This window comes from Intrasporangium sp., from assembly GCF_030452765.1.
Taxonomy (GTDB): Bacteria; Actinomycetota; Actinomycetes; order Actinomycetales; family Dermatophilaceae; genus Intrasporangium_A.
This window is the reverse complement of the sequence record NZ_JAKDLO010000026.1, coordinates 1-23,527: the sequence shown is the minus strand read 5'-3', so window position 1 is coordinate 23,527 and position 23,527 is coordinate 1. Positions and strand designations below refer to the sequence as shown.

General features: G+C 70.9%; 25 protein-coding genes and 1 riboswitch. Of the genes, 13 read left to right on the top strand and 12 right to left on the bottom strand.

Features of this window, described 5'->3' with window-relative positions:
- Positions 1–32 precede the first annotated feature (32 nt).
- Positions 33–797, bottom strand: a complete 765-nt coding sequence (locus L0H79_RS05360) for an IclR family transcriptional regulator (protein WP_301483529.1) — start codon at positions 795–797, stop codon at positions 33–35.
- A 268-nt stretch (positions 798–1,065) separates the two neighbouring features.
- On the opposite strand from L0H79_RS05360, the gene L0H79_RS05355 reads away from it, so the two are divergent.
- Entirely contained in the window at positions 1,066–2,460 is a 1,395-nt protein-coding gene (locus tag L0H79_RS05355) for a formimidoylglutamate deiminase (protein WP_367652433.1), read from the top strand.
- A 30-nt stretch (positions 2,461–2,490) separates the two neighbouring features.
- On the opposite strand, the gene L0H79_RS05350 is transcribed toward L0H79_RS05355, so the two are convergent.
- Entirely contained in the window at positions 2,491–2,700 is a 210-nt protein-coding gene (locus tag L0H79_RS05350; RefSeq protein ID WP_301483527.1) for a DUF1918 domain-containing protein, read from the bottom strand.
- 88 nt (positions 2,701–2,788) lie between these two features.
- On the bottom strand, positions 2,789–3,205 hold the full coding sequence (locus L0H79_RS05345) for a DUF4235 domain-containing protein (RefSeq protein WP_301483526.1): 417 nt from the start codon (positions 3,203–3,205) through the stop codon (positions 2,789–2,791).
- Positions 3,206–3,252: 47 nt separating this feature from the next.
- Positions 3,253–3,358: riboswitch (TPP riboswitch) on the top strand.
- 92 nt (positions 3,359–3,450) lie between these two features.
- Between L0H79_RS05345 and L0H79_RS05340 the strand changes: the two genes are divergently transcribed.
- The 5 genes from L0H79_RS05340 to mptB all read left to right on the top strand — a co-directional run bounded on the left by L0H79_RS05340 (position 3,451) and on the right by mptB (position 9,398).
- Positions 3,451–4,062, top strand: coding sequence for an ECF transporter S component (locus tag L0H79_RS05340; RefSeq protein ID WP_301483525.1), 612 nt, complete (start codon positions 3,451–3,453; stop codon positions 4,060–4,062).
- A 1-nt stretch (position 4,063) separates the two neighbouring features.
- Positions 4,064–6,715, top strand: coding sequence for an ATP-binding cassette domain-containing protein (locus L0H79_RS05335; protein WP_301483524.1), 2,652 nt, complete (start codon positions 4,064–4,066; stop codon positions 6,713–6,715).
- An 82-nt stretch (positions 6,716–6,797) separates the two neighbouring features.
- The gene (locus L0H79_RS05330) at positions 6,798–7,304 is read left to right on the top strand and encodes a hypothetical protein (protein WP_301483523.1); all 507 of its coding nucleotides are present in this window, start codon (positions 6,798–6,800) and stop codon (positions 7,302–7,304) included.
- Complete coding sequence (locus L0H79_RS05325; RefSeq protein WP_301483522.1) at positions 7,304–7,903, top strand: histidine phosphatase family protein; 600 nt, start codon at positions 7,304–7,306, stop codon at positions 7,901–7,903. The genes L0H79_RS05330 and L0H79_RS05325 overlap by 1 nt, the downstream gene beginning before the upstream one ends.
- Positions 7,893–9,398: a polyprenol phosphomannose-dependent alpha 1,6 mannosyltransferase MptB gene (mptB, locus tag L0H79_RS05320; RefSeq protein ID WP_301483521.1), complete on the top strand. Its 1,506-nt coding sequence runs from the start codon at positions 7,893–7,895 to the stop codon at positions 9,396–9,398. Before L0H79_RS05325 ends, mptB begins: the two co-directional genes overlap by 11 nt.
- Before the next feature lie 170 nt (positions 9,399–9,568).
- On the opposite strand, the gene L0H79_RS05315 is transcribed toward mptB, so the two are convergent.
- On the bottom strand, positions 9,569–11,023 hold the full coding sequence (locus L0H79_RS05315) for a cytosine permease (protein ID WP_301483520.1): 1,455 nt from the start codon (positions 11,021–11,023) through the stop codon (positions 9,569–9,571).
- Between the two features lie 296 nt (positions 11,024–11,319).
- Between L0H79_RS05315 and L0H79_RS05310 the strand changes: the two genes are divergently transcribed.
- The gene (locus tag L0H79_RS05310) at positions 11,320–12,534 is read left to right on the top strand and encodes a pyridoxal phosphate-dependent aminotransferase (protein WP_301483519.1); all 1,215 of its coding nucleotides are present in this window, start codon (positions 11,320–11,322) and stop codon (positions 12,532–12,534) included.
- Between the two features lie 81 nt (positions 12,535–12,615).
- Positions 12,616–13,560 (top strand): hypothetical protein, encoded by a 945-nt coding sequence (locus L0H79_RS05305; RefSeq protein ID WP_301483518.1) that lies wholly within the window; start codon positions 12,616–12,618, stop codon positions 13,558–13,560.
- On the opposite strand, the gene L0H79_RS05300 is transcribed toward L0H79_RS05305, so the two are convergent.
- Positions 13,535–13,807, bottom strand: a complete 273-nt coding sequence (locus tag L0H79_RS05300; RefSeq protein ID WP_301483517.1) for a hypothetical protein — start codon at positions 13,805–13,807, stop codon at positions 13,535–13,537. The two genes, L0H79_RS05305 and L0H79_RS05300, sit on opposite strands and share 26 nt — an antisense overlap.
- Before the next feature lie 35 nt (positions 13,808–13,842).
- On the opposite strand from L0H79_RS05300, the gene L0H79_RS05295 reads away from it, so the two are divergent.
- From L0H79_RS05295 to L0H79_RS05285, 3 genes are read left to right on the top strand one after another with little or no spacing between them, the layout of a single operon-like run.
- Positions 13,843–14,226 carry a DUF732 domain-containing protein gene (locus L0H79_RS05295; RefSeq protein WP_301483516.1) on the top strand — a complete coding sequence of 128 codons (384 nt, stop codon included), beginning with the start codon at positions 13,843–13,845 and terminating at the stop codon, positions 14,224–14,226.
- A gap of 54 nt (positions 14,227–14,280) precedes the next feature.
- Positions 14,281–15,285, top strand: a complete 1,005-nt coding sequence (locus L0H79_RS05290) for an LLM class flavin-dependent oxidoreductase (protein WP_367652432.1) — start codon at positions 14,281–14,283, stop codon at positions 15,283–15,285.
- 33 nt (positions 15,286–15,318) lie between these two features.
- On the top strand, positions 15,319–15,738 hold the full coding sequence (locus L0H79_RS05285; protein WP_301483514.1) for an OsmC family protein: 420 nt from the start codon (positions 15,319–15,321) through the stop codon (positions 15,736–15,738).
- Positions 15,739–15,799: 61 nt separating this feature from the next.
- Here the strand turns inward: L0H79_RS05285 and L0H79_RS05280 are convergent, their stop codons facing one another.
- The 4 genes from L0H79_RS05280 to L0H79_RS05265 all read right to left on the bottom strand — a co-directional run bounded on the left by L0H79_RS05280 (position 15,800) and on the right by L0H79_RS05265 (position 18,720).
- Complete coding sequence (locus tag L0H79_RS05280; protein ID WP_301483513.1) at positions 15,800–16,720, bottom strand: helix-turn-helix transcriptional regulator; 921 nt, start codon at positions 16,718–16,720, stop codon at positions 15,800–15,802.
- 67 nt (positions 16,721–16,787) lie between these two features.
- Positions 16,788–17,117, bottom strand: a complete 330-nt coding sequence (locus L0H79_RS05275) for a hypothetical protein (RefSeq protein ID WP_301483512.1) — start codon at positions 17,115–17,117, stop codon at positions 16,788–16,790.
- A gap of 67 nt (positions 17,118–17,184) precedes the next feature.
- Complete coding sequence (locus L0H79_RS05270) at positions 17,185–18,012, bottom strand: thioesterase family protein (RefSeq protein ID WP_301483511.1); 828 nt, start codon at positions 18,010–18,012, stop codon at positions 17,185–17,187.
- Positions 18,013–18,021: 9 nt separating this feature from the next.
- On the bottom strand, positions 18,022–18,720 hold the full coding sequence (locus tag L0H79_RS05265; protein ID WP_301483510.1) for a TetR/AcrR family transcriptional regulator: 699 nt from the start codon (positions 18,718–18,720) through the stop codon (positions 18,022–18,024).
- Between the two features lie 133 nt (positions 18,721–18,853).
- On the opposite strand from L0H79_RS05265, the gene L0H79_RS05260 reads away from it, so the two are divergent.
- Positions 18,854–19,237 carry a hypothetical protein gene (locus L0H79_RS05260; RefSeq protein ID WP_301483509.1) on the top strand — a complete coding sequence of 128 codons (384 nt, stop codon included), beginning with the start codon at positions 18,854–18,856 and terminating at the stop codon, positions 19,235–19,237.
- On the opposite strand, the gene L0H79_RS05255 is transcribed toward L0H79_RS05260, so the two are convergent.
- Genes L0H79_RS05255 through L0H79_RS05245 form a run of 3 tightly spaced genes read right to left on the bottom strand, consistent with a single transcriptional unit; the run spans position 19,215 to position 21,182 of the window.
- Complete coding sequence (locus tag L0H79_RS05255; protein ID WP_301483508.1) at positions 19,215–20,042, bottom strand: 2-phosphosulfolactate phosphatase; 828 nt, start codon at positions 20,040–20,042, stop codon at positions 19,215–19,217. The genes L0H79_RS05260 and L0H79_RS05255 overlap by 23 nt on opposite strands.
- Positions 20,039–20,443, bottom strand: coding sequence for an MmcQ/YjbR family DNA-binding protein (locus L0H79_RS05250; RefSeq protein WP_301483507.1), 405 nt, complete (start codon positions 20,441–20,443; stop codon positions 20,039–20,041). Before L0H79_RS05250 ends, L0H79_RS05255 begins: the two co-directional genes overlap by 4 nt.
- 16 nt (positions 20,444–20,459) lie before the next feature.
- The gene (locus tag L0H79_RS05245) at positions 20,460–21,182 is read right to left on the bottom strand and encodes a DsbA family oxidoreductase (protein ID WP_301483506.1); all 723 of its coding nucleotides are present in this window, start codon (positions 21,180–21,182) and stop codon (positions 20,460–20,462) included.
- A gap of 342 nt (positions 21,183–21,524) precedes the next feature.
- Between L0H79_RS05245 and L0H79_RS05240 the strand changes: the two genes are divergently transcribed.
- Complete coding sequence (locus L0H79_RS05240) at positions 21,525–23,219, top strand: alpha/beta-hydrolase family protein (RefSeq protein ID WP_301483505.1); 1,695 nt, start codon at positions 21,525–21,527, stop codon at positions 23,217–23,219.
- Positions 23,220–23,527 lie beyond the last annotated feature (308 nt).

The window sequence follows — 23,527 nt, the reverse complement described above, 5'->3', positions numbered from 1 at the left end:
ACGACCCCGAAGGTGGGTGAGCGGCATACCCGTCACGGACGGGTGGGTCCGAGCCGACGCCCGATGTCCGCGGCAGTGCTCCTCGTCCGGGCGACGAACTCGGCGATCTGCTCGGCCGACCCGTCCTCGGAGCGGAATGTCACCGCGATCGCCGCGAGCGGTCGCCCGGACCGGTCGAGGACGGGCACCCCGACCGAGGAGAGGCCGGCAGTCACGGTGCCGTTCTCGCGGGCGAACCCGTCCATCCGCGACCGGCTGAGCAGGGCGCGCAGCTCGGTCAGCGACCCTGGCCCGCCGCCGCATCGCTGCACGAGGACGGCACGATCGGGGTACAGCGCGCGGACGCGCGACTGGGGGAGAGCCGACAGCATGGCGAGACCGCTCGCGGTCAGGTGCGCAGGCAGTCGGACGCCGACATCGGTGACGAGGGTGGGCTGCCCGACGGCACGTTCCTCGAGCAGGTAGATGACGTCGCGCCCGTCCAGCGTCGCGAAGTGGGTGTTGCGCCCGACCTCGTCGACCAGGCGGCGCATCGCGGCCCGTGCGAGCCGGGCCAACGGTGCCTGACGCTGGTAGGCGGAGCCGAGCTCGTAGGCGGCGCAGCCGAGTCCGAACCGGCGATCCTCGCCGTAGTGCGTGACATAGCCGCGACCGCCCAGCACCTTGAGCAGGTGGTAGACCGACGACCGGGGGAGCCCGAGGTCACGGGCGATCGCGGCCGCAGGCATCGGCTCCGCGTGCCTGGAAAGGTGCTCCAGCACGTCGAGGGCGTTGGCCGCGGCCGGCGCGTTCGCCATCGGGTCGCCTTCCGTGTGACGTCTGTCAACGATCGTAGGACCGCGGGCCGGGTCACGGAAAGGTGCTCGGGTCTCGCCCCTGAGACGGGTCGGGACGGTGAGGCGGCAGGGGTCAGGACGGGCGTGTCTGCTCGTCGCAGATGTCGGCGACCGTGGCGTCGAAGAGCCGTATGACGTCGTCACCGCCCATCACGAGCCCGACCCCGTGCGCCCCGCAACCGTAACAAGTGGTCACAGGCGCCCCACGCCGGACTCTCGGACTGCGAGAATGGGGCCACGGCCCGACGATGGCCGTCGCCGACCTGTGCCGATGGAAGGGCGATGTGGGATGACCGCATACTGGTGCGAGTACGCTTGGTTGACAAGCGGTTTCGCTCACCAGGTGCGTCTCGTCGAGGCCGCTGGCATCTTCAAGGAGGTCCAGAGCGGGGTCAACCCGCAGCCCGGTGACGTGTGGCTCGACGGCGTCACGCTGCCGGGCATGGCCAACGCCCACAGTCACGCGTTCCATCGGGCGCTCCGGGGCCGCGTCAACGGTGGTGGCGGCAACTTCTGGAGCTGGCGCGAGCAGATGTATGCCGTTGCCGCACAGCTGAACCCGGACACCTACTTCGCCCTCGCGCGGGCCGTGTACGCCGAGATGGCCGCTGCGGGGATCACCGTGGTCGGCGAGTTCCACTACGTGCACCATCGTCCCGGGGGGAAACCGTTCGGTGACCCGAACGCGATGAGCCTCGCCCTGCGACACGCGGCACACGAGGCCGGACTCCGGCTGACCCTGCTCGACACCTGCTACCTCGCGGGCGGGCTGAGGGGTGACGGCCACACCGAGCTGCACCCCGGCCAGCTGCGCTTCAGCGACGGCTCCGTCGACGCGTGGGCCACCAGGATGCTGGCCCGGCGCCCAGAGACCGACCGGGTCCGGCTAGGCGCGGCCATCCACTCCGTGCGCGCCGTCCGTCGCGAGGACCTGCCCACGGTCGTCGCGGCCGCCGGCGACCTCCCGCTGCACATCCACCTGTCCGAGCAGCACGGCGAGAACCTCGCCTGCCAGATGTACTACGCCCGCACGCCGACGCAGCTGCTCGCCGATGCCGGTGCCCTCGGCTCGAGCCTGACGGCGATCCACGCGACGCACCTGACGGACGAGGACATCGAGCTCGTCGGTGGCACCGGGACCGGCGTCTGCATGTGCCCGACGACGGAGCGCGACCTCGCCGACGGCATCGGCCCCTCACGTGCCCTGCACGACGCAGGGTCGACGATCAGCCTCGGTACCGACCAGCACGTGGTCATCGACCCGTTCGAGGAGTTGCGTGCACTCGAGATGCACGAGCGCCTGGTGTCCAACGAGCGCGACCGCTTCTCGCCCGCCGACCTGCTCCTCGCGGCCACCTTCAACGGCTACCGGGCGCTCGGCTGGTCCGACGGCGGGCACCTGTCCAAGGGAGCGCTCGCCGACTTCATCACGGTGCGCACCGACACGGTCAACACCGCAGGGGCGGCCCCGGAGCAGATCCTCTACGCCGGGGTCGCCTCTGACGTGTCGACCGTGGTCGTCGGCGGCGAGCTCGTCGTGTCCGAGGGGCACCACCGTCTCGGCGACGTGGGGCGCCTGCTCGGGGCCTCGATCCAGCGGGTCATCGGCGCCTCGGCGCACTGAGCGCCGCCTGACCGCCTCAGGCCGCCGGCCTCAGGTGGCCGTCTTCCCGCCGGCCTGCTCGCCGATCCGCTTGACCGAGCCGGGTCCCGGGTTGATCAGCCCGGTGTGCCCGTCGGACCACTCGACGAGGTACGGCGGCCCACCGTCCGCGCCGTGCACCTCCCGGATGACTCCCTGACGGTTGACCTGACCGACCCGCTCGGTGGTCATCGTGATCGCGTCTCCGACTTTCGCCTTCATCCCTACCTCCCTGGGGGTCCTGCTGTGCCGGTCGCCCCCAGCACATCACGGTACGGCGTCATCCGGAAGGGGCTCGCCGCACCGAGGCTCAGTCGGCAGGTGACGAAGCGTGCTGCTGCTCGCCGGACTCCTGCTTGTGCGCCTTCTCGAGCCGCTTCTGCGCCTTCTTCTCCTGCTTGGTCGGCTTCGTCTCGACAAGGTGCTTGGGCAGGTGCCCACTCGAGTCGCGGAAGTACTGCGCGGCCCTACGCTCGGCGAAAACCTTGGCCCCGGTGAGGAACATCGCGGACAGGGCGGCGTACGCGACAACGTCGCGGGTCCGCTCCTTGTCGTAGTCACTCTTGACGGGAACAGGCTTGCCGGTCACGATCCCCCAGGTCTTAGACGCGAGGGTGGTGGCGACCTTCGAGGCGACAACTGCCGCCACGATCGTCATGACCTTCCAGACGACGTTGCCGAGCGCCCCTCCGGACGACTTCGTGTCCTCGTGCTGTGACTGTTCCATGGGCCAAGAGTAGAGTCAGGAGTAGCACAACTGAACAGCACGACCCCACCACACGACAGGGGAGCGCGTCACGCGCTGAGAGTGCGGCCCCCGCCGCAGACCCTCGAACCTGCTCCGGTTAGCACCGGCGAAGGAAGTCGGGACATCTCAGGCCCACAGTCGCTGCGTTCATGATTCATGACGTATGCCGCTGTGTGCCTCCCCGCGGTATCCATCCTTGAGTTACCCGGGAGTTGTCGAACACCATGAAGGACATCACCGCGTCCGCCCCGCTTGGGCGCTGGCGGACCATCGACCTGCTCACCTGCGCCTTTCTCGGCGTCGCCTTCGGCGTGGCCTACTGGGGCTGGGGGTTGATCTACGAGGCGCCGTCGACGTTCGTGAAGGCTGCCTTTCCGCCGCTCGCGGCGCTCTTCGCCTGGCCCTGGCTCGTTGCCGGGATCGTCGGCATGCTCGTCATCCGCCGGCCCGGTGCGGCCGTCTTCACGGAGCTGCTCGCTGCGATCGTCTCGGCCCTCATCGGCACCCAGTGGGGGCTGACGACCCTCGTGTCGGGCTTCGTCCAGGGCCTCGGCGTGGAGCTCGGCTTCGCCGCCTTCGGGTATGCCGCCTTCCGCTGGGGACCCCTGCTGGTCGGCGGGTTCCTCGGCGGCGCGTTCGAGGCCGTCTATGAGTGGTACTCGTACTGGCAGGACTGGGCCTGGGGCTACAAGCTCGCCTACCTGCTCCTGTTCGGCGCCTGCGTCGCGGTCTTCGGTTCGCTGCTGGCACTGGGCCTGACCCGGCTGCTGGCGAAAGCCGGGGCGTTGAACCCCTTCCCGCCGGGGCAGGAGGTCCGGGAGCGACAGGCGGTCTGACATGCCACGGCCCGAGTCCCCCCGGGTCGAGGCTGGCAAGTCCTCCGCGGGTACGGAGCAGCTCGAGGACTCCAAGAGCATCCAGCACCTCGAACCGGGAGACGAGATCGAGAAAGCGGCACAGCGGCCGGGCCTTGCGGCAGCGGTCCAGGTGAGGGGTCTCACCTGGCGGCCGTACGGTCGGTCGCGTCCGGTCCTCGAGAACCTCGAGCTGACCATCGCGCACGGCGAACGCATCCTGCTTGCCGGACCGTCGGGCTCCGGCAAGTCGACGCTGCTGCGCGCCATTGCGGGCCTGCTGCTCACCGCCGACTCGGGAGAGCTCTCCGGCACGGTGACCATCGCTGGTGTCCCGCCGCAGGACCGGGCCGGGGCGGTCGGCCTCGTCCTGCAGGACCCTGGCGCCGGGGTGGTCGCCTCGACGCTCGGCCGCGACGTCGCCTTCGGCCTCGAGAACGTCTCGGTGCCGCGCGTGCGGATGTCCGACCGGGTCAGTGCGGCGCTCGCCGAGGTCGGGCTCACCATGCCCGAGACGAGCTCACCCGCGACCCTGAGCGGCGGCGAGTCTCAGCGGCTCGCCCTGGCCGGGGCACTCGTCATGGAGCCGAGCGTGCTGCTGCTCGACGAGCCCACGGCGATGCTCGACCCCGAGACGGCCGCGACGGTCCGCGAGGTGGTCGACCGGGTCGCCCGCCGCCGCCACCTCACCGTGGTCGTCGTCGAGCACCGGCTCGAGGGCTGGCTCGACCAGGTCGACCGGCTCGTCGTGCTCGACGCGCATGGTGGGGTCGTCGCCGACGGGCCTGCTGGGCCGGTGTTGCAGGAACAGGGGGAGGCACTTGCCGCCCAGGGCATCTGGGTGCCGGGCGTGCCCGACCCCGAGCTCCTCGTCATCGACCTGCCACCCTCTGGGGGTGCGGTGGGGCTCGTCCCCGACGGCGAGACGGTGGTCAGCGCGCAGTCCGTCACGGTGCAGCACCGCAGCCGCCGGCTCGGGGAGAGCTCTCGGGTCACCGTCGCGGTCCGGGACGAGAGCCTGGCGGTCGCGGCGGCAGAGACCGTCGCCCTCGTCGGCCCCAGCGGGGCGGGCAAGTCGTCGCTCCTGACCGCGTCCGGGGGCCTGGTCGCCCCGACGTCGGGGCAGGTCACGGTCGCTGACCGGCTCGCCCCTCCCGATCGAGAGTGCACTTCTCCCGATCGAGAGTGCACTTGTCCTGATCGAGAGTGCACTTGTCCTGATCGAGAGTGCACTTGTCCTGATCGAGAGTGCTCTTCTCCCGATCGAGAGTGCTCTTCTCCCGATCGAGAGTGCACTTGTCCTGATCGACAGTGCACCTGCGCACAACCCGACCGCTGGCGCTCGAAGGCCCTGGCTCGTGTCGTCGCCTGGGTGCCACAGCGAGCCGCGACGACGATCGTCGCCCGGACCGTTCGCGACGAGGTTCTCACGACGCCTCGCGCTATCGGCCTCGATCCGGCCGCGTCGGCCAGTCGTGCCGATGTCCTGCTGGCCACCCTCGGGCTGGCACACCTGGCCGACGTCGATCCCCGCAACATCTCCGGCGGCGAGCAGCGCCGCCTCGCCGTCGCCGCCGCGATCGCACACGGCCCCGCTCTCGTCCTCGCCGACGAGCCGACCGTCGGACAGGACCGCCTGACGTGGTCGGCCGTCATGGGCGTCCTGGCGACCGCCGAACGGGAGGGCTCGGGGGTCCTGGTCACCACCCACGATGCCGGAGTCATCGACCGGGCCCGCCGCGTCGTCCGGCTCGAGCCGCCCGCATCCCCTTCCCCACCAGGGGGCGAGGGCGGCTCGGCGCACCGGCACGCGCGGGAGACAACGCACGCGCGGGAGACAACGCACGCGCAGGAGACAACGCACGCGCAGGAGACGACGCACGAGCAGGAGGAAGCCCAGCGGCATACCCTCATCTCGCGCGTCGGCCCGTTGGGACTGCTGCTCGCCGCGCTGTCCGTCCTCGTGCTGCCCGCGCTCCTCGAGAACTGGCGACAAGGGCTTGCCGTTCTCGCCGCCGAGGTGCTCCTCGGGCTGGTCGGCCTGATCGCCCCCGGGCGAGGTCGCGCCCCGACCGGCCGGATCGCCGGCGTGCTGCGTCGCCTGGCACCCGCGCTGCTCGCCGTGGTCGGGGTCGGGTGGTCGGCGTGGCTGCTCGGAGGACGCGACGTCGAGGTCGCGGCCGGGGCGGCGCTGCGAGTCACCTGCCTCGTCGTGCCGTCGGCGTTCGTCGTCGGCTACCTCGACCCGGAACGGCTGGGCGACCATCTCGCGCAGCGGCTGCATCTGCCGGCTCGTGTCGTCGTCGCGGCGACGGCGGCGCTGCAACGAGTCCAGTCCTTCGACGTGTTGTGGGCCGAGCTCCTGACGACCCGGCGGGTGCGGGGCATCCGGGCCGACCACGGTCCGGTCGCGAAGCTGCGCGAGCTCGGCGCCGTCACCGTCGGGCTGCTCGTCGGGGCGCTCGGGCAGGCCGCCGTCCTCGCGCTCGCCATGGACGCGCGGGGCTTCGCGGGCGCGCACCGCCGCACGTGGGCGGGGGATGCTCCGTGGCGTCTCGCCGACTCCCTCGCGGTGCTCGCCGGGCTCGCGGTCATCGCCGTGGCCGTCGCGGCCCGTGCCGTGTGGTCCGGCTGAGCAGTGCCAAACCCGCGTGCCGGAGCCCGGACTCACGGCCCGGCATTGCACAATGGCGAGACACCCGACGCGAGGAGGCCGAGTGCGTGTGCGAGCGGCGCGACCGATGCCACCGACGCTGCGAGCGGGACATGGAGTCCTGCTCGGGCTTGCCCTCGCCGCCGGGCTCGCGGGCTGCGGACAGCCGACGAGCCCCGCCCCGAGCAATCCGACCACGGTCGAGGTCGTCATCCAGCCGACGATCGCGCCCCTCGACCCAACCGGGCCTGACACGGCGGCGCCGGACCCCTCCGCGCCGGCGGACGACAGCCTCTACGACGCGTCCGCCGCGCTGACCGGCGCGACGTGCGAGGCGCAGGGCAGTTCATGGAGCTTCTCCGGCACCGTGACGAACACGAACGACGCCCCCGAGACCTACACCGTGGGCATCACGCTGCTCAAGACCGCGGACCTCAGCGAGGTGTTCACGAAGGAGGTCACCGTCACGGTGCCGCCCGGCCAGAGCGTCCCGGTCGAGGCGAAAGCCTTCCACACCGCGCCGGCCAAGGGCCTCACCTGCCTGACCGGCGTCACCGTCAAGGAGCAGTGATGCGACTCTTCCTCGTCCGGCACGGGCAGACCCCGGCCAACGTCGCGCGGCAGCTCGACACCGCCCGCCCCGGGCTCGACCTGACCGAGGTCGGGCGCGAGCAGGCCGTCGCCCTTGCCCACCGCCTCGAGCACGAGGAGCTCGGGGCGATCTACACCTCCGACCTCGTCCGCACCCAGCAGACCGCCGCACCGCTCGCGGCCACCCTCGGCCTGGGGCTCGTCATCCGGCCCGGCCTGCGTGAGATCCAGGCGGGCGACTACGAGATGTCGACGGAGTGGGGCCCCTACGTCGAGGCGGTCGCGGCGTGGGTCGAGGATCCGACCAGGACCATTCCCGGCGGGGACTCGGGGGTCGGCTTCATGACGCGTTACACGAGGGCGATCCGCCGGATCGCCGACGACGGGCACGAGTCCGCCCTCGCGGTCAGCCACGGCGCTGCGATGCGTGTCTGGTGCTCGGTCTCGCTCGGCCTGCCGGTCGACTTCTTCGATGCGCGTCGCATGGACAACACCCTCGTCGTCACGATGGAGGGCGACCCCGACGCGGGATGGCGCCTGCTCGCCTGGGGCGACGAGCCGGTCACGCATGACGGCTGACCGACACCGTCCGGCCGTCTGGCGCTGGACCGGCGTCGCGGCGTCTGTCGGCTTGGCCGCCGCGTCGTGGGGTGCCGGCTCGCGGCCCACACGCCACACCGCGATCCTGTGGCCGGGCCTCGAGTGGTGGTCACCGTCGGGCGGGTCGCCGCTCGCCGCCCTCGTCACCGTCGTCGCCATGGCGGTGCTGCTCCTGGCGTGGTGGCGACTGCGCGGCGCGGACGTGTCCCTGCGCTGGTGGTGGGCCACGGCGGGGGCGTGGTTCCTGCCGCTCGTGGCGTCCGTGCCGCTCTACAGCCGTGACCTCTACTCGTATGCCGCTCAAGGCGCGCTTTGGCACGAGGGGCTCTCGCCCTACGACCACACGGTCCGGGAGCTCGACTTGCCGTGGCGGGTCTCGACCGCGCCGACCTGGCTCGACTCGACGGCGCCATACGGGCCGGTGTTCCTGTTGGTGGCGCGTGGTGTAGCGGCGGTGTCCGGCGGGCACCTGTGGCTTGCGCTGCTGCTCCTGCGGCTCGTCGCCGTGCTCGGGGTCGTCGTCATCGCCTGGGCCGTCGCCGACCTCGCCGGCCGGCTCGGGGTCGTCTCGGCGGAGCACGCGACGTGGCTCGGCGTCGCGACTCCCTTGGTGGGCGCGCACTTCGTCAGCGGCGGACACAACGACGCGCTGATGGTCGCCGGGATGCTCGGTGCGCTGGTGCTGGCGGTGCGACGGCGGCTCGTCTGGGCGGGCGTGCTGGTCGGGCTCGCGGCGATGGTCAAGCTGACCGCGATCGTCGCGCTGCCCTTCGTCGTGCTGCTCGCGCACCTGCCCGCCACGTCATCGACCCGGTTCGAGGTGTTCCGCTGGCGGAACCGGGTCGTGGAGTACCTCGAGCCGGCGGTGGTGGGGGTGGTCGCCACGGGTGTGACGGTCGTCGCGGTCACGCTCGGTACCGGCCTCGGCTGGTCGTGGCTGAACCCGGTCGCGACCTCGGGCAAGAACGAGCAGTGGACCTCGCTGCCGACCGGGCTCGGCATGGCGATCGGAGCCGTCGGTCATGTCCTGGGCCACGAGGACTGGCGCGACACCGGGATCGCCGTCATGCGCGCGGTCGGCCTCGTGGTGATGCTGGTGCTGCTCGTCGTGATCTGGCTCCGCGCGCTGCGGTTCGCGACCGACCGGGCCCTCGTCGTGCGTGCCCTCGGCTGGGCCCTGCTCACCGTCGTCGTGCTCGCGCCCGCGTTCCTCGGCTGGTACTTCCTCTGGGTGCTCCCGGTCCTGGCCGTGTCGGTGGCTCCGCAGCACGGCAACGGCGCGCGGTGGCGCACCCACACCTGGCTCGCCGTCGCCGCGACGGTGCTGTGCCTCGCCCAGCTGCCCGACGGCTACAGCCTCGGACTGACGACGACCGCGATCGGCGTCCCGGTCGACATCGTGGCCACGGTCCTGCTCGTCCGCGCCGGCTGGCGCTGGGCCCACCGATCCCGATCGACAGTGCACTACTCCTGATCGACAGTGCACTACTCCTGATCGACAGTGCACTACTCCCGTTCGAGAGTGCACTACTCCCGTTCGAGAGTGCACTACTCCCGTTCGAGAGTGCAGCAATCTCGTTCGAGAGTGCAGCAATCTCGTTCGAGAGTGCAGCGTCGCGATCTAGCCAAGGCGACGCGCACCGATCACCTGCCTCCTCTCGCCCTGGCGGAGCCGGTGAGGTCGTCGTTGGGCGTGGCACTGGTGACGACCCCCGGCATCGGGACCATCGCAGCCGGTGCCACGTTGGTCCGGGACCCCCACAGATAGAACATGACCGAGGGAACGACGAGCCCGACGATCCATGAGATGTCGGCTCCGCCGAGCATCTCGGTGAGCGGACCGGTGTAGAGGGACTGTGCCAGGAACGGTATCTGGACGATGACGCCGACGAAGTAGGTCGTGAGCGCGGCCGCGTTCCAGCGGCCGTAACGTCCGTCCGGCTCGTAGAGCGCCGGCCGGTCGACCTTCTCCCTCGAGACGAGGTAGTAGTCGGTCAGGTTGATCGCGCTCCACGGGGTGAAGACCATCAGCAGCAGGAGCACGAAGTTCTTGAAGTTGTCCAGGAAGTCTGCGCTGCCCCACAGCGCGATGAACATCGAGAGCACCAGCATGGTCAGGATGAACGCGATGCGGGTGGTGCCGCTCACTCGCTGCCTTCCGCTGACGGCGGTCGTGATCGTGGTGGCGCACATGAAGCTGCCGTAGGCGTTCAGGCACGTCACGGTGAGCTTGCCGATGACGATCACCAGGTAGATCAGCGCAGCGACCACGGCGGGGCCGGCGAGGCCACCGAGCCAGCCGACCTGGCTCTTGAGGAAGGCATCACCGGCCACCGCGGCGACCGCGACGCCGAAGGTCATCGAGACCTGAGAGCCCACCACACTGCCCGCCCAGGTGGCCCAGAACACCGCCTTCTCCGGTGTCTCCTCGGGCAGGTAACGGGAGTAGTCCGCGACGTAGGGACCGTAGGTCAGCTGCCATCCGGCGCCCAGCGCGATGGAGAGCAGGAAGGTCACGAACTCGAACGACGGGTTTGCGAAGGCGGCCGGCACGTCGTGCGTGGTGAACAGCCGAATCGCGAGGTAGCCGAAGCCGACGATGCCCAGGATCGAGGCGACCCTGCCGACCTTGTGGATGAGGTTGTAGCCCACGATGGCGATGACCGCTACCACCGCGATGAAGATGACGATGCCGATCGCGGGTGCGTCGACGTGCAGGAACGCGTTGATGGCCTGTCCCGCCAGGACGGTACCGGTGGCGGTGAAGCCGAGGTACATCAGGATGACGAAGAGCAGCGGTATCACCGCCCCGTACACGCCGAACTGGGCGCGGCTCGAGATCATCTGCGGCAGGCCGAGCCGTGGCCCTTGGGCCGAGTGCAGCGCCATGACCACGCCACCAGCACAGTTGCCGATCAGCAGCCCGATGATCGCCCAGATCGCGTCGGCGCCGAAGACCACAGCCAGGGAGCCGTCGACGATGGCGGTGATCTGCAGGTTGGCTCCGAGCCACAGGGTGAACTGGTTCATCGGCGAACCGTGGCGTTCGGTCCCCGGTATCACGTCGATCGAACGCGATTCGATCACGGTGCCGGCCATATTGTCCTCCGATGCCTGGGTGGATTCTCGACTCCCCATTGAAGCGGGAGCCGGTGCACCTGAACAGCCCCGACGCGCCCCGAGGCGGGGGTATTTTGGCCGATGATGTCGCTCGGTTCGATCCGGACAGGTGCACTCTCGATCCGGACAGGTGCACTCTCGATCCGGACAGGTGCACTCTCGATCCGGACAAGGGCACTCTCGATCCGGACAAGGGCACTCTCGAAGCGGATAAGGGCACTCTCGATCAGCACACGTGCACTGTCGATCGGTGGGGAGGTGGGACAGTTGACGCCATGCACCCGGTGACCCAGTCGCACAAGCTCCAGAACGTCTGCTACGAGATCCGTGGCCCGGTCCTGGCCGAGGCGAAACGGCTCGAGGACGAGGGACACCGGATCATCAAGCTCAACATCGGCAACCCGGCGCCGTTCGGCTTCGAGGCGCCGAGCGACATCCTCGTCGACGTCATCCAGGCGCTGCCGACCGCGCAGGGCTACAGCGACAGCAAGGGCATCGTCCCCGCGCGGCGGGCGATCGCCCAGCACTACGAGCTGCGCGACTTCCCACGCATCGACATCGAGGACATCTACCTCGGCAACGGTGTCTCCGAGCTGATCGTCATGGCGATGCAGGGGCTGCTCGACACCGGCGACGAGGTGCTCATCCCGGCTCCCGACTACCCGCTCTGGACCGCCGCGACCTCCCTGGCCGGCGGCACGCCCGTGCACTACATCTGCGACGAGCAGGCCGACTGGGCTCCCGACCTCGACGACCTCGCGAGCAAGATCACCGACCGGACGAGGGCGATCGTCGTCATCAACCCCAACAACCCGACCGGTGCCGTCTACCCTCGTGAGGTCCTCGAGGCCATCGCCGACCTGGCCCGCAGGCACGACCTGATCGTCATGTCCGACGAGATCTACGACAAGATCGTCTACGACGACGCGAAGCACCACTCCGTCGCTGCGCTGGCACCCGACCTGTTCTGCCTCACCTTCAACGGACTGTCGAAGGCCTACCGGGTTGCCGGCTTCCGTTCCGGCTGGCTCGCCCTCTCCGGCCCGAAGGAGCATGCGCGCAACTACATCGAGGGCCTTGACGTCCTGGCCAACATGCGCCTGTGCGCCAACGTCCCGGCCCAGCACGCGATCCAGGTCGCGCTCGGTGGCCGGCAGTCGATCAACGACCTCATCCTGCCCGGTGGACGCCTGCTCGAGCAGCGCAACAAGGCCGTCGAGCTGCTGAACCAGATCCACGGTGTCTCGTGTGCGATCCCCAAGGGCGCCCTCTACGTCTTCCCCCGGCTCGACCCGAAGGTCTACCCCCTCGTCAGCGACGAGCAGTTCGCGTACGACCTGCTGCGCGAGCAGAAGCTGCTCGTCGTGCACGGCACGGGCTTCAACTGGCCGACGCACGACCACTTCCGCATCGTCTTCCTCCCGCTGGTCGACGAGCTGGAGGACGCCGTCGGGCGTCTCGAGAAGTTCCTCGCCACCTACAGTCAGTGACGCTCGTGCGGGGCCGTATGCCGCTCGCCGCGCACCGCGGCATCGTTGCGCCAGGCGCGGGGCGAGGTGCACCATGGCAGCGTGTGTGACAACGGGTCCTGCCCCGCCAACCGGGCCGACCCCGATGACCTACGAGGCGCCGCCGGTGACCTGACCCTGCTCGACGACACGCTGGCCCGGGTCGCCGACCGTCCCCTCGAGTGGGACCAGTCGGTTGCGCCCGGCCTCGAGCGTCAGGCGCTCGGTGGGACGACCCGGTCGTTCCTCGGGCACGTCCTGTTCCTCGGCGAGATCGAGGTGCCCAGCCGGACCCGGTCCAGCGGGTCGGTGTGGCTCGACTCGGCCGATGCCCTCGCCGCGGTCTGTATCGCGTGCGGGGTGTGCGAGCACGACCTCGAGGTGCTCGTCCACCCCCAGGCCCGGGTCGAGGACCTCGCCAGAGCCGTCGACTGGATCCGGGTGGGGCTGCCCACCGAGCCGCTCATCGACGAGATCGAGGACCGTGATCCAGGCTCCCGGGTCGATCCCCCCGCCCGGCCCGATCTCGCCCGGTTGCTCTCGTCCGGCTTGGCGGGGCCGGACCTCGGCGCCGATCCGGGCGGTCATCTGGCCGACCAGCCCGGTCTAATCGAGGCGACCGCGTGGTTCGACCGGCCCGGCACACCCGACATCCCCCTGCTCGAGCAGGCGCTCGCCTTCGTCGCCGACCACCCCCTGCAGTGGGACCAGCGGACCTGGCAGTCGGACGGACTGTTCGGTCCCGTGCGCTGTGTCGCGGGACACGCCCTCGTCATGTGCGGCTACACCGTCGACCCGCTCGATCCGGACCGCGCGACCTCACCGGACGGGATCGCCGACACCGCGTGGCGCCACGCCACGACCCGACTCGGGCTCTGCGACGACGATGCGGGCGAGCTGTTCGCACTCGGCGACCTCGAGAGCCTGAGCGAGCTCGTCCGCGACATCGAGGTCGAGTCGGCGGACCCGTTGCACCGCAGCCTCACCGGGTCCGGGCCCACCACTTGACGAGCAGCCCGAGCACGACACCCCAGATGACGGTCAGGCCCACGCCCAGTGCCAGGGCCAGCAGCGCGAGACGCCGCCCCGCGCGCTCCCGACGGGCGAGCGAGAGCAGGCTGAGCGACATACCGAGGAGCTGTGGCAGGAAGCACCACCCGAGGACGAGGGCCGAGACCGAGGCCACCACGGCCCCACGCGCGAGGGGCGCCTCCCGCGCGAGCCGCACGTCTCGGGGATGATGGGACTCGGTCACCCGATCAGCCTAGAGACAGCCCGGAGAGAGGCACGATGCGCCGCGTCCTCGTCCTGATCGCCCTGGTCGCGCTGACGGCCTGCAGCAGCGAGCCGACAGCGAGGGACCTGCCGCCCGACGTCATGTCCGCCCGCCCGAGCATCACGGCCGAGGAGGCGAAGTTCGTCCTGGCCGTGCAGGACCTCGGCGTGACGGTCACCGGCCAGAGCGTCGGCGACGACATCGAGATCGGGACGACGACCTGCTGGGCCCTCAAGACGGGCGGCCTCACGCTCGACGAGATCGCGCGTGACTCGCAGGGTGCCCCACTGCCGAACAGCGGCGACGGCCTGCGCACCAAGAAGCTCATGTATGCCGCCGTGCAGGCGCTCTGCCCCACCTACGACTCCCAGCTCCACCAGCTGAAGCTGCCCTCGTAGCAAGGGGACCGGCCGCATCGGAAGAAACGGCCCGAACGCGCGGTTGACCTGGGCGTGAACCGCGCCGACCTCGACATCCTCGACCTGGTCCCGATCAACGAGGGCTCGACGCCCGCCGAGGCGATCGCACGCACGGTCGATCTCGCCCAGCACGCCGAGGAGTGGGGGTACCGGCGGTACTGGATGGCCGAGCATCACAACATGCCGGGCGTGGCCTCGTCGTCGACGGCGGTCCTGATCGGGCACGTCGCCGACCGGACGAGCTCGATCCGCGTCGGCGCCGGCGGGGTCATGCTGCCCAACCACGCGCCCTACATCGTCGCGGAGCAGTTCGGCACGCTCGCGACGATCCACGAGGACCGGATCGACCTCGGGCTCGGACGGGCGCCGGGCACCGACCCGCAGACCACGCGGGCGCTGCGGCGTGACACCCAGGCCGCCCTGAACTTCGGCGTCGAGGTGCAGGAGCTGAGGGGCTACCTTGGCGAGCCCGACCCGTCGGCGACGGTCCGGGCGGTGCCCGGGGAGGGCACCCACGTGCCGCTGTGGATCCTCGGGTCGAGCCACGGCGGGGCCCAGGTCGCGGCAGCGCTCGGGCTGCCGTACTCGTTCGCGTCGCACTTCGCGCCGCGGATGCTCCTGAGCGCGCTCGAGGTCTACCGCACGCAGTTCCAGCCGTCGCCGGAGCAGGGCGGACTGCCGGCGCCGCGGACGATGGCGGGCGCCAACATCATGGTCGCCGACACCGAGTCGGAGGCCCGCCGGCTCTTCACCTCGGTGCTGGCCCGGTTCCACGGCATCGTGACCGGCCGCCGTGGCGGCGTACCGGGGCCCGCCGACAGCATGGAGTCGCTCCTGGCGACGTGGAGTCCGGCCGAGCAGGCGGCGGTCCTCGACATGGTCCGGGTCTCGTTCGTCGGCACGCCCGGCCAGGTGCGCGACGCACTGCAGGAGTTCACCGACGCGACGGGGGTCGAGGAGGTCATCCTCACGTGCGGAGCCCACGACCACGAGGCTCGCCTTCGCTCCTACGAGCTGCTCGCCGAGGCGTGGCGCTAGGACGTGGTGGCCCGCATCTGGGAGGCTGTGCCCATGACTGACCAGGATCTGCGCCGCGTCACCCTGACCCGCGACAGCGTCGGGCGCTACACCGTGCGCAACGACCGGGGCGGCTCGATCACGACAAGCAGCGGCACCGACGAGCTCTCACCCGTCGAGCTGCTCCTCGCCGGGATCGCCGGATGCACCGCCATCGACGTCGACGCCGTGACGACCCGACGTGCCGAGCCGGAGAGCTTCGAGATCGAGGTGACCGCCGACAAGGTCAAGGACGAGCAGGGCAACCACCTCAAGGACATCGAGATCACCTTCCGGGTCCGGTTCCCCGAGGGCAAGGGCGGCGACGCAGCGCGCGCGATCCTGCCGACGATGGTCCGGCGCTCGCACGAGGAGTTCTGCACGGTCAGCCGCACCGTCAGTCTCGGTGCGTCGGTCAGCGCGACGGTCGAGTGACCACTCGTGGCGCGGGCTGTGGCTGACTGGGGCCGCATGATCCGAGCGTATGCCGCTGGGCTCAGCGTGCGGGCGCGTCGAGGTAGCTGATCGGGTCCCCCCAGCCGAGCCGGCTCACCCCGTGCTTGTCGAGGGCGAGCACCGCCAGCGTGCGGCGATGCGCGGCGAAGGTCAGCACGTGCGCGACCATCGCGCCGTAGGTGCACGTGAAGGGTGGGTCACACGTCGCGTCGACGAAGACGTCGTCGAGCTCGCCGTTCTCGATCGCCCGCCGGACGTTCTCGAGGAACGCGGGGGCGGCCGCGTCGAGGCGGCGCTGCGCCGACAGCAGCGACTCGCCGTGCTCGACCGCGAAGTCGTACTCCTCGCTGGCCATCGAGGCGTTCCACATCTGCATCTGCCCGACGAGGCGGCTGATGATCCGTCGCAGGGTGGACGGGTCGGGGTCGTCCTCGACGCTGAGGACGATGGGCTCGTCGAGCTGGGCGTCGGTCAGCTCCCGGGCGCACTCGATCAGCTGACGGGTCAGCCAGATGTGGTGTTCGACCATGCGCTGGATGAGGTCCATGGCGGTGACTTTCTGCTGGGCCGGCAGGCGGATGCCGCCGGGTGGGTGGAAGTGGACGTCGCTGACCGACTCGATCCGGATCCGCGCCGGCTGGGCGCGCCAGTCGCGAGGCGTCGTCCCGTAGGCCCTGCGGAAGGCCCGGGTGAACGCCTCGTGCGAGCCGTAGCCCGCCTCGACGCCGACGTCGAGGATCGAGCGACGGCTCGTCGCGAGCCGGAAGGCCGACCGTTCGAGCATGACGCGGCGCCGCAGTGCGGTGGGCGCCTCTCCGGCGGCTGCGCTGATGACCCGGTCGAGGTGGAACCGCGACAGGTGGAGCCGCCCCGCGATCTCCGCGCCGGTCAGGCCGGGCTCGTCGAGCGTGTCGACGAGCACGTCGAGCCAGGCGGTGAAAGTGTCGGTTGCGATGCTCACACGATCATCGTCCGTGCCGCCGAGGGGCGTGCACTTGATCGTCCTTGCTGACCTGGCCCTGCGCCGGTCACTCCTCGGCGGCGCGCCACCACCGGAGCGCACCGATGAAGGCGCACAGGACGCCGAGCCCGCCGATGACGAGGCCCACGAGCAGCCAGATGGCGAGCTGGCGTCCGGTCGGGTCGTTGCCGGCCCCGGAGATGCTCCCCCCGAGAAAGCCGATGAGCGGAGCCAGGACCGCGACGAAGCCGCCGAGCACCGTCAACCAGAAGCCGGGTCGGAGCGGCTGCGGTGGGTCATCGAAAGGGTCATGTCGTGGTCGGTCTGCGCCGTGAGAACGGTCGTCCACGGCGATCTCGCCGTCACCGACCCGGGTGCGGTTGTCAGTGTCGCCCATGGTCACTCCTGTCGCCCATGGTCACACTCTGCCGGGCGGAGCCCGGTCTGGCCAGCAGAACCGCGGCTCAGGCGCCGGGCAGTGGCCGGATCGTGAGGATCTGCTCGACGGTGCCCACCGGGCCCTGCACGTCGTGCAGGACGCTCGAGGTCAGACCGATCCCGTTGTCGCCGAAGCTCACTCGGGTGTCGAGGCCGACCCAGCCGGGCACCGGCTCGCGCAGGAGATGGATCGTGAGATCGACGTTCGGGAACGCCCACTGGCCCGGGGACACCCGGACGGCGACGCCGTTGGCTGTGTCGGCGTAGGCGAGGAACGCGGCGGTCGGGGCTACCTGCTCGCCGGCGACCAGGGTGTTCGGTGAGCGGAGCCAGACCCGCGAACGGCCCGGTCGTCGCGCGGGGTCCGAGCGCAGGTCGAGACTGCGGATGTAGCCACCGGGCCAGACCTTCATGCCGGTCCACGCCGGGAACTCGTCGGGCCCGGGCATCGGCTTGAGCTCGAGGTCCGCGACCGAGGAGGTGTCACCGGTCGCCAGCCGCCAGGCTCGTGCCCGGACGACCGGCCGGTCCTCGACGGACATGGTCGCCTCGACGAGCTCGATGGTGCGTCCGGGGCGGAGGGTGCGCACCTCGATGGTGCTGGGCCGGGCCGGCATGACCCCGAGGATGTCGTAGCTGACCCGTGCGAGCTGCATCCCGTGGCGCGGCTCGTGGCGCTCGATCGCGTGGGCGATCAGGCCCCCGACCGGGGCCATGTGCTGCTCGTCGTCGCGCCACGCACCCTGGACGTGGATCGTCGGGGCGTATCGGCCTTCTCCGAGCGGGAGGTAGCTGGCCGGCACGTCGGTGACGAGCTCGAAGTCATCTCGCAGCTGCTCGGAACGGGTCGTCACACGGTCACCCTAGCGGCCGGGGAGCGGGACCTCGACGACGCCCAGACCGAGGTCGACCATCTGGACCAGACGGGGTGCGATCCGCTCGATCGCCCCGGCCGACATACCCCGGAGCGGGCCTTCGAGGGCGAGCATCGCGAGTCCGTGGACCGTCGACCACGCCAGCAGCTCGGCTCCCGGCCGCTGCTCGGCCGACAGGGCGCCCACCTCCACCATGGCGTCGAGCTGGTCCGAGAGGAGCTGGAACGGGGTCCGGCCGCCCTGCCCGGCAGCCTCCGGTGAGCTCGAGCGGCGCAGATCGGCCGGCACCCCGAAGGCGGTGCGGAACAGGCCCGGCTCGGTCAGGGCGAACCGCAGGTACCCCAGGCCGACCGCCCGGAAGCGCTGCCGCGCGACGGACTTCCGGTCGTCGCTGTCCGGGACGGCCGCGATCGCCTCGGCGATGACGTCCGCGGCGCACGCCTGGGCCCGGCTGGCCACGGACGCGAGCAGTGCGTCACGGTCGGCGAAGTGCCGGTAGGCGGCGTTCGCGGAGACCCCGACCCGGCGGGTCGCCTCGCGCAGGACCACCGCGTCGGGTCCACCCTGCCGGGCCAGCTCCAGGCTCGCGTCGAGCAGTGCTCGGCGCAGGTCCCCGTGGTGGTATGTCGCTCTCCGCGGCCCGCGTCGCAGCCCCGGCGTGGGATCGGATGCGGTCGCGGAGGTCACGTCCTCATCATGCCCTCGCGGTGTGCTCCTGCGCTCGGGTGCGACACTGTTCGGGACGCCGTCCCCGCGCAGACGCAGTCGGTGGACGGGTACTCCGGTGACAAGAACCCTGGCCATCCGTGAAGGAACACAGTTGGACGTCCTCACCTACCTTCTCGCCACCGTCTTCAACGTCGCGCTCGTGAGCTTCATCGTGCGCAGGCTGCTCGGAGTCCCCGTGGGCTGGCCGCGCACGATCATGTTGAGCCTCATCTTCCAGGCCGGCGCCTCCGGCCTGCTCGCCTGGGTGGGCCGCACCTTGGGGCTCGACCTGAGGATCGGTTCACCCCAGCTGCGGCAGGCGGTCGCCGTCCTGCTGCTCGTGACCGCCTGGCTCGTCGCGGTGCAGGTCGCGCTCCTCACCGCGCGACCGCGCAGCGCGACTAGCACCGACCAGCACACGCTCCGCAGGCACAAGCTGCCCCCGATCGAGCCTGCTCGTGCCGGTCGATGGGTCAGGCAAGCCCGGCCGAGGTGAAGGCGCCCTCGGTCAGCACCGGCACGGTCGTGCTCGAGTCGAGCTCGGCCGCGACGGCGACATCCTCGGCGTAGCCCTGCTCGATGAGCTCCCGTCCGCTCGAACACATCGCGAGGGCCTCGTCGACCCGGTCTCTGACCGATGTGAAGCCGGCCAGCGCCAGCCCGACCTCCGGGCTGAGCAGGAGCGGGCCGGCTTGGTGCCCGAGCGAGTCGAGCAGAGCCGCCGCGACGCCGCCGGCGCCCCAGGCGTCCTCGACTGCGGGTCGCAGCGAGCCGTCCGGCCAGCGCTCCCCCGCGGGAACGAGGACGAGAGCTGGCGGCGCTGCACTCGCGCGGAACCGGTGCGCCACCCACCGGCCGACCGCGGTCGCGTTGCGCAGTGACGCCGCCACGACCGTGGCTCCGGCGTCGGCGAGGGCAAGAGCGGTCGTGGCGCCGTTCGGCGACGGCAGCACGAGCGAGCCGACCGCGCCCGCCTCGCGGATCGAGCGCGGCGAGAGCGAGATCCCGCCGGCTCGCGGAGCGATGCTGCGAGGGACGGCCAGCGCCGCACCCCGTGAGGAGGCGAAGGCCGCCGCGCTCTGGTCGCCCCAGCGGTACGGCAGGACCGTCGTCCCCACGTCGGCGGCCACGGACACACACGTCGTGAAGCTCAGCACGTCGACGACGACGGCGATGACAGCGGAGGTGCGCGCAGCGGCATACCCGACGAGGAAGCCCGCCCCGACCGGTCCCCACTCCAGGCGCACGGGGTGGTTGTCCTGGCTGTGCCAGGGGCCGTCCGGCCCGGGCCGCTCGGTCATCGCGCGTCGAGCTCACGCACGAGGCGGGCGGGGGCGGTGTTGCGGTAGGACATGTCGACGAGCTCGGCGACCTCACCCCAGTCGACCTCCTCGAGGCCGTAGCCGTGGAACGTCAGGCCGAGCCACCCCGACGGTCCGACATACGCGGGCACGAAGAACCGCTCGTCCTGGGCCAGCGCCGCACGCTCCGCGGCATCGGGCAGGAAGAGCAACGCGCGCCTCGCGACCGGCGCGAAGTGGTCTCCCTTGAGGGAGCCGCCGAAGACGGCGAAGACCTTGGTGGTGAAGAAGTTCGGGCGGCCGTGCGCCACCTTCTCGGCAGCCCCTGGGAGGGCGAGGCAGACCGACCGGACGCGGCTCAGGTGGCCGTCGGACGCGTCGAACATCTGCGGGTGGGCCATCGAACCACGGTAGGGGTCAGCAGGTGTCGCCGCACCCTCCGGCGCCGCACCCACACGACCCGCCGCAGCACCCGCCACCGGCCATCGCCGGCTCGGGCTCCTCGTGGCGCCGGTCCCACGCCTGTTGCAGCGCCTGCGCGAAGACCGGGACCGGCTGGGCCCCGGACACCCCGTACTTGCGGTCTAGGACGAAGAACGGCACCCCGGTGACGCCGATCATCGACGCTGTCGCCTCGTCGCTGCGCACGTGGTTGCCGTAGTCGTCCGAGTCGAGCATGGTGGCGACCCGGCCGGCGTCGAGGCCGACCTCGGCCGCGAGCCGCACGAGCGTCGCCCGGTCTCCGATCGGCTCCCCTTCGGTGAAGTAGGCCCGCATGAGGCGTTCGAGCATCAGCTGCTCGAGGCCGAGGTCGGCGGCGAGGTGGACCAGCCGGTGGGCGTCGAACGTGTTGCCTCGGCGGGCTCGGCGCCACTGGAAGTCGAGACCCAGCTCCTGAGCCTGCTCCGCGATCGCCTCGTGCTGGGCGACGGCCTCATCGTCGGTGATGCCGTACTTGACGGCGAGTCCCTCGGACAGGGTGCCCTCGGCGATCGGCTCGGCGGACCGGTCGAGCTCGAAGCTGTGCCAGGTCACGTCGATCTCGGCTGCGTGCGGGAACTGGGCGAGGGCCGCCTCGAAGCGAGCCTTGCCGAGGTGGCAGTAGGGACACACGATGTCGGCCCAGATGTCGATCTTCACGGCCCCACTGTAGGTCGGCGTCACCTGAGCGAGTGAATCCTGTCCAGTACCGCGACGGCGCAGTCGCCGGGCCGCGTCCCCGGCAGCCAGTGCCCGGCGTCGACCTCGACGAAGGCGTACGGTCCTGTCACGTGCTCGGCGGTCGACTCCGCGGCGGTGCGCCCGAGGGTGACATCGCGCGAGCCCCACAGGAGCAGCCGTGCAGGAGGATCGTCGGCACGCCATCGGCCGGGCCCGAGTCGGTCACGTCGAAAACGAGCCCGTCGTGCTTGAGCGCCGTGACCCGCGAGGTCGCCATCGACCCCTCATGGACCGGCCTGCCGGTGACGTAGGGTCGGGAAGATGCCCGTGCGGATCGTCCTCGACCACGTGCGGCGCACGGTGCTGGGGCTCTCGGTGCCCGGGCTCTATCTCGGTGCGGTCTTCTTCCTCGTCTCGTGGTCTCCCAGCCTGTTGCCGCGCACGTGGTACTACCAGGGCCTCATCAGCGGGATCTGCGCCGGCGCGGGCTACGCGATCGGTGTAGTCGGTGGCTGGCTCGTCGTGCGGTTGGCCCGCCTCATCCGGCTCGAGATCCGGGTGTCCCGCGCGGCCGGGTGGTGGTTCCGGACCGGGTGGCACGCCCTCGCGGCAGCCGCGGTGGTGTGGGTGACCGTGGGCAACGTCCGCTCCCAAGGGCGGACCGCGGCATACGTGCACCTGAGTCCGCCCGGACCACGCGACTGGTTGAGGTCGGTCGTGCTCGCCCTGCTCATCCTCGCGGTGTTCATCCTGCTCGCCCGGGGACTGAGGCGGCTGACCCACCGCCTCGCGCAGGCCGTCGGGCAGGTGCTGCCGACGACGATGGCGTCGGTCTGCGCCGTGGTGGTCGTGGTGACTGTGGCCGCGTGGGTCGGGGACAGCGTCCTGTTCCACCGGGCGATGCAGCGCTTCGCGACGGTCGCGGCCCAGGTCAACGAGCGGCCCCCGCCGGGAGTGGTGCCGCCGGCGTCGCCACTCAAGTCCGGCAGCCCCCAGTCCCTCGAGGCGTACTCGACGCTCGGCTATGAGGGCCAGGTCTTCGTCACGAGTGCGCCGACCCCCGAGCAGATCCGGGCGGCGACCGGGGAGCCGGCGCTCGAGCCGATCCGGGTCTACGCCGGGCGGCACACGAACGAGGCGCTCCAGCAGGTCGCCGACCGGGTGGTCGCCGAACTCGGCCGCACCGACGCGTTCGACCGGTCTGTCCTCGCGGTCTTCACCTCGACCGGTACCGGCTGGGTCGATGACTGGTCGGTCCAGTCGATCGAGTACCTCACCGGCGGCGACTGCGCGGTGGCCTCGATGCAGTACTCCTACCTGCCCAGCGCGATGTCGATCATGACCGACCGGGACACCCCGAGTGACGCGGGTCGGATCCTGTTCGACAAGGTCTACGCGGCCCTGCAGAACCTGCCCGAGGGCCGGAGGCCGAAGCTCGTCGTCGGCGGTGAGTCGCTCGGCTCGTACGGCGGGCAAGCCGCCTTCACCGACGTGTCCGACATGATGCAGCGCGCGGCCGGTGGAGTCTGGGTCGGCACTCCGCGGTTCACCGACATCGCCGCTCGCCTGACGGCACGGCGCACCGAGGGCTCGCCCGAGATCGTGCCGGTCGTCGACGACGGGCGGCACGTCCGCTTCGTGGCGGGGCCGGAGAACCTGACCCACGACTACTACGGGCGCCCGTACGGCTCTTGGCAGTTCCCGCGTTTCGTCTACGCGCAGCATCCGTCGGACCCGATCGTGTGGTGGGACCCGGCGCTGCTCGCCACCGAGCCGGACTGGTTGCTCGAGCCGCGCGGTCGTGACGTCAATCCTGACGTCACGTGGATCCCGTTCGTGACGTTCTGGCAGCTCACGACGGACATGGCCGTGGGCCACGACCCGCCCGACGGATACGGCCACCGGTATGGCGCCGAGCTCGTCCCGGCGTGGGGTGCGGTTCTGGGGGGTGACCCGACCCGTGACTACAGCCGGATCATCGCCGGCGTGACGAGCACCGTGCACCGCATCGCATGACGCCGGGTCTCACGCCGCATTCGCGGTGCTGCGCTACATTGACCGACGACGTCGTGGCCGAAACGGGTATGGAAACGGTCGCGGTTGTCCAGTGGTAGAAAGGCGAAGGCAACCTGTCAAATCGGCGCGATCCGCCGTACAGTCTGAAAGACGATGCCCGCCGTCGGATGTCGGCAGGCGCAGCGTGAGGTGGCGAAGCGAGTGACGACGACGGCAGATCGGACCCAGACCGAATCCCCCCGCCCCCGTCCGGCCGCGCCTCGTCCGACGCCTGGCCAGCGCATCATCCGGGTGATCACGACGACTGA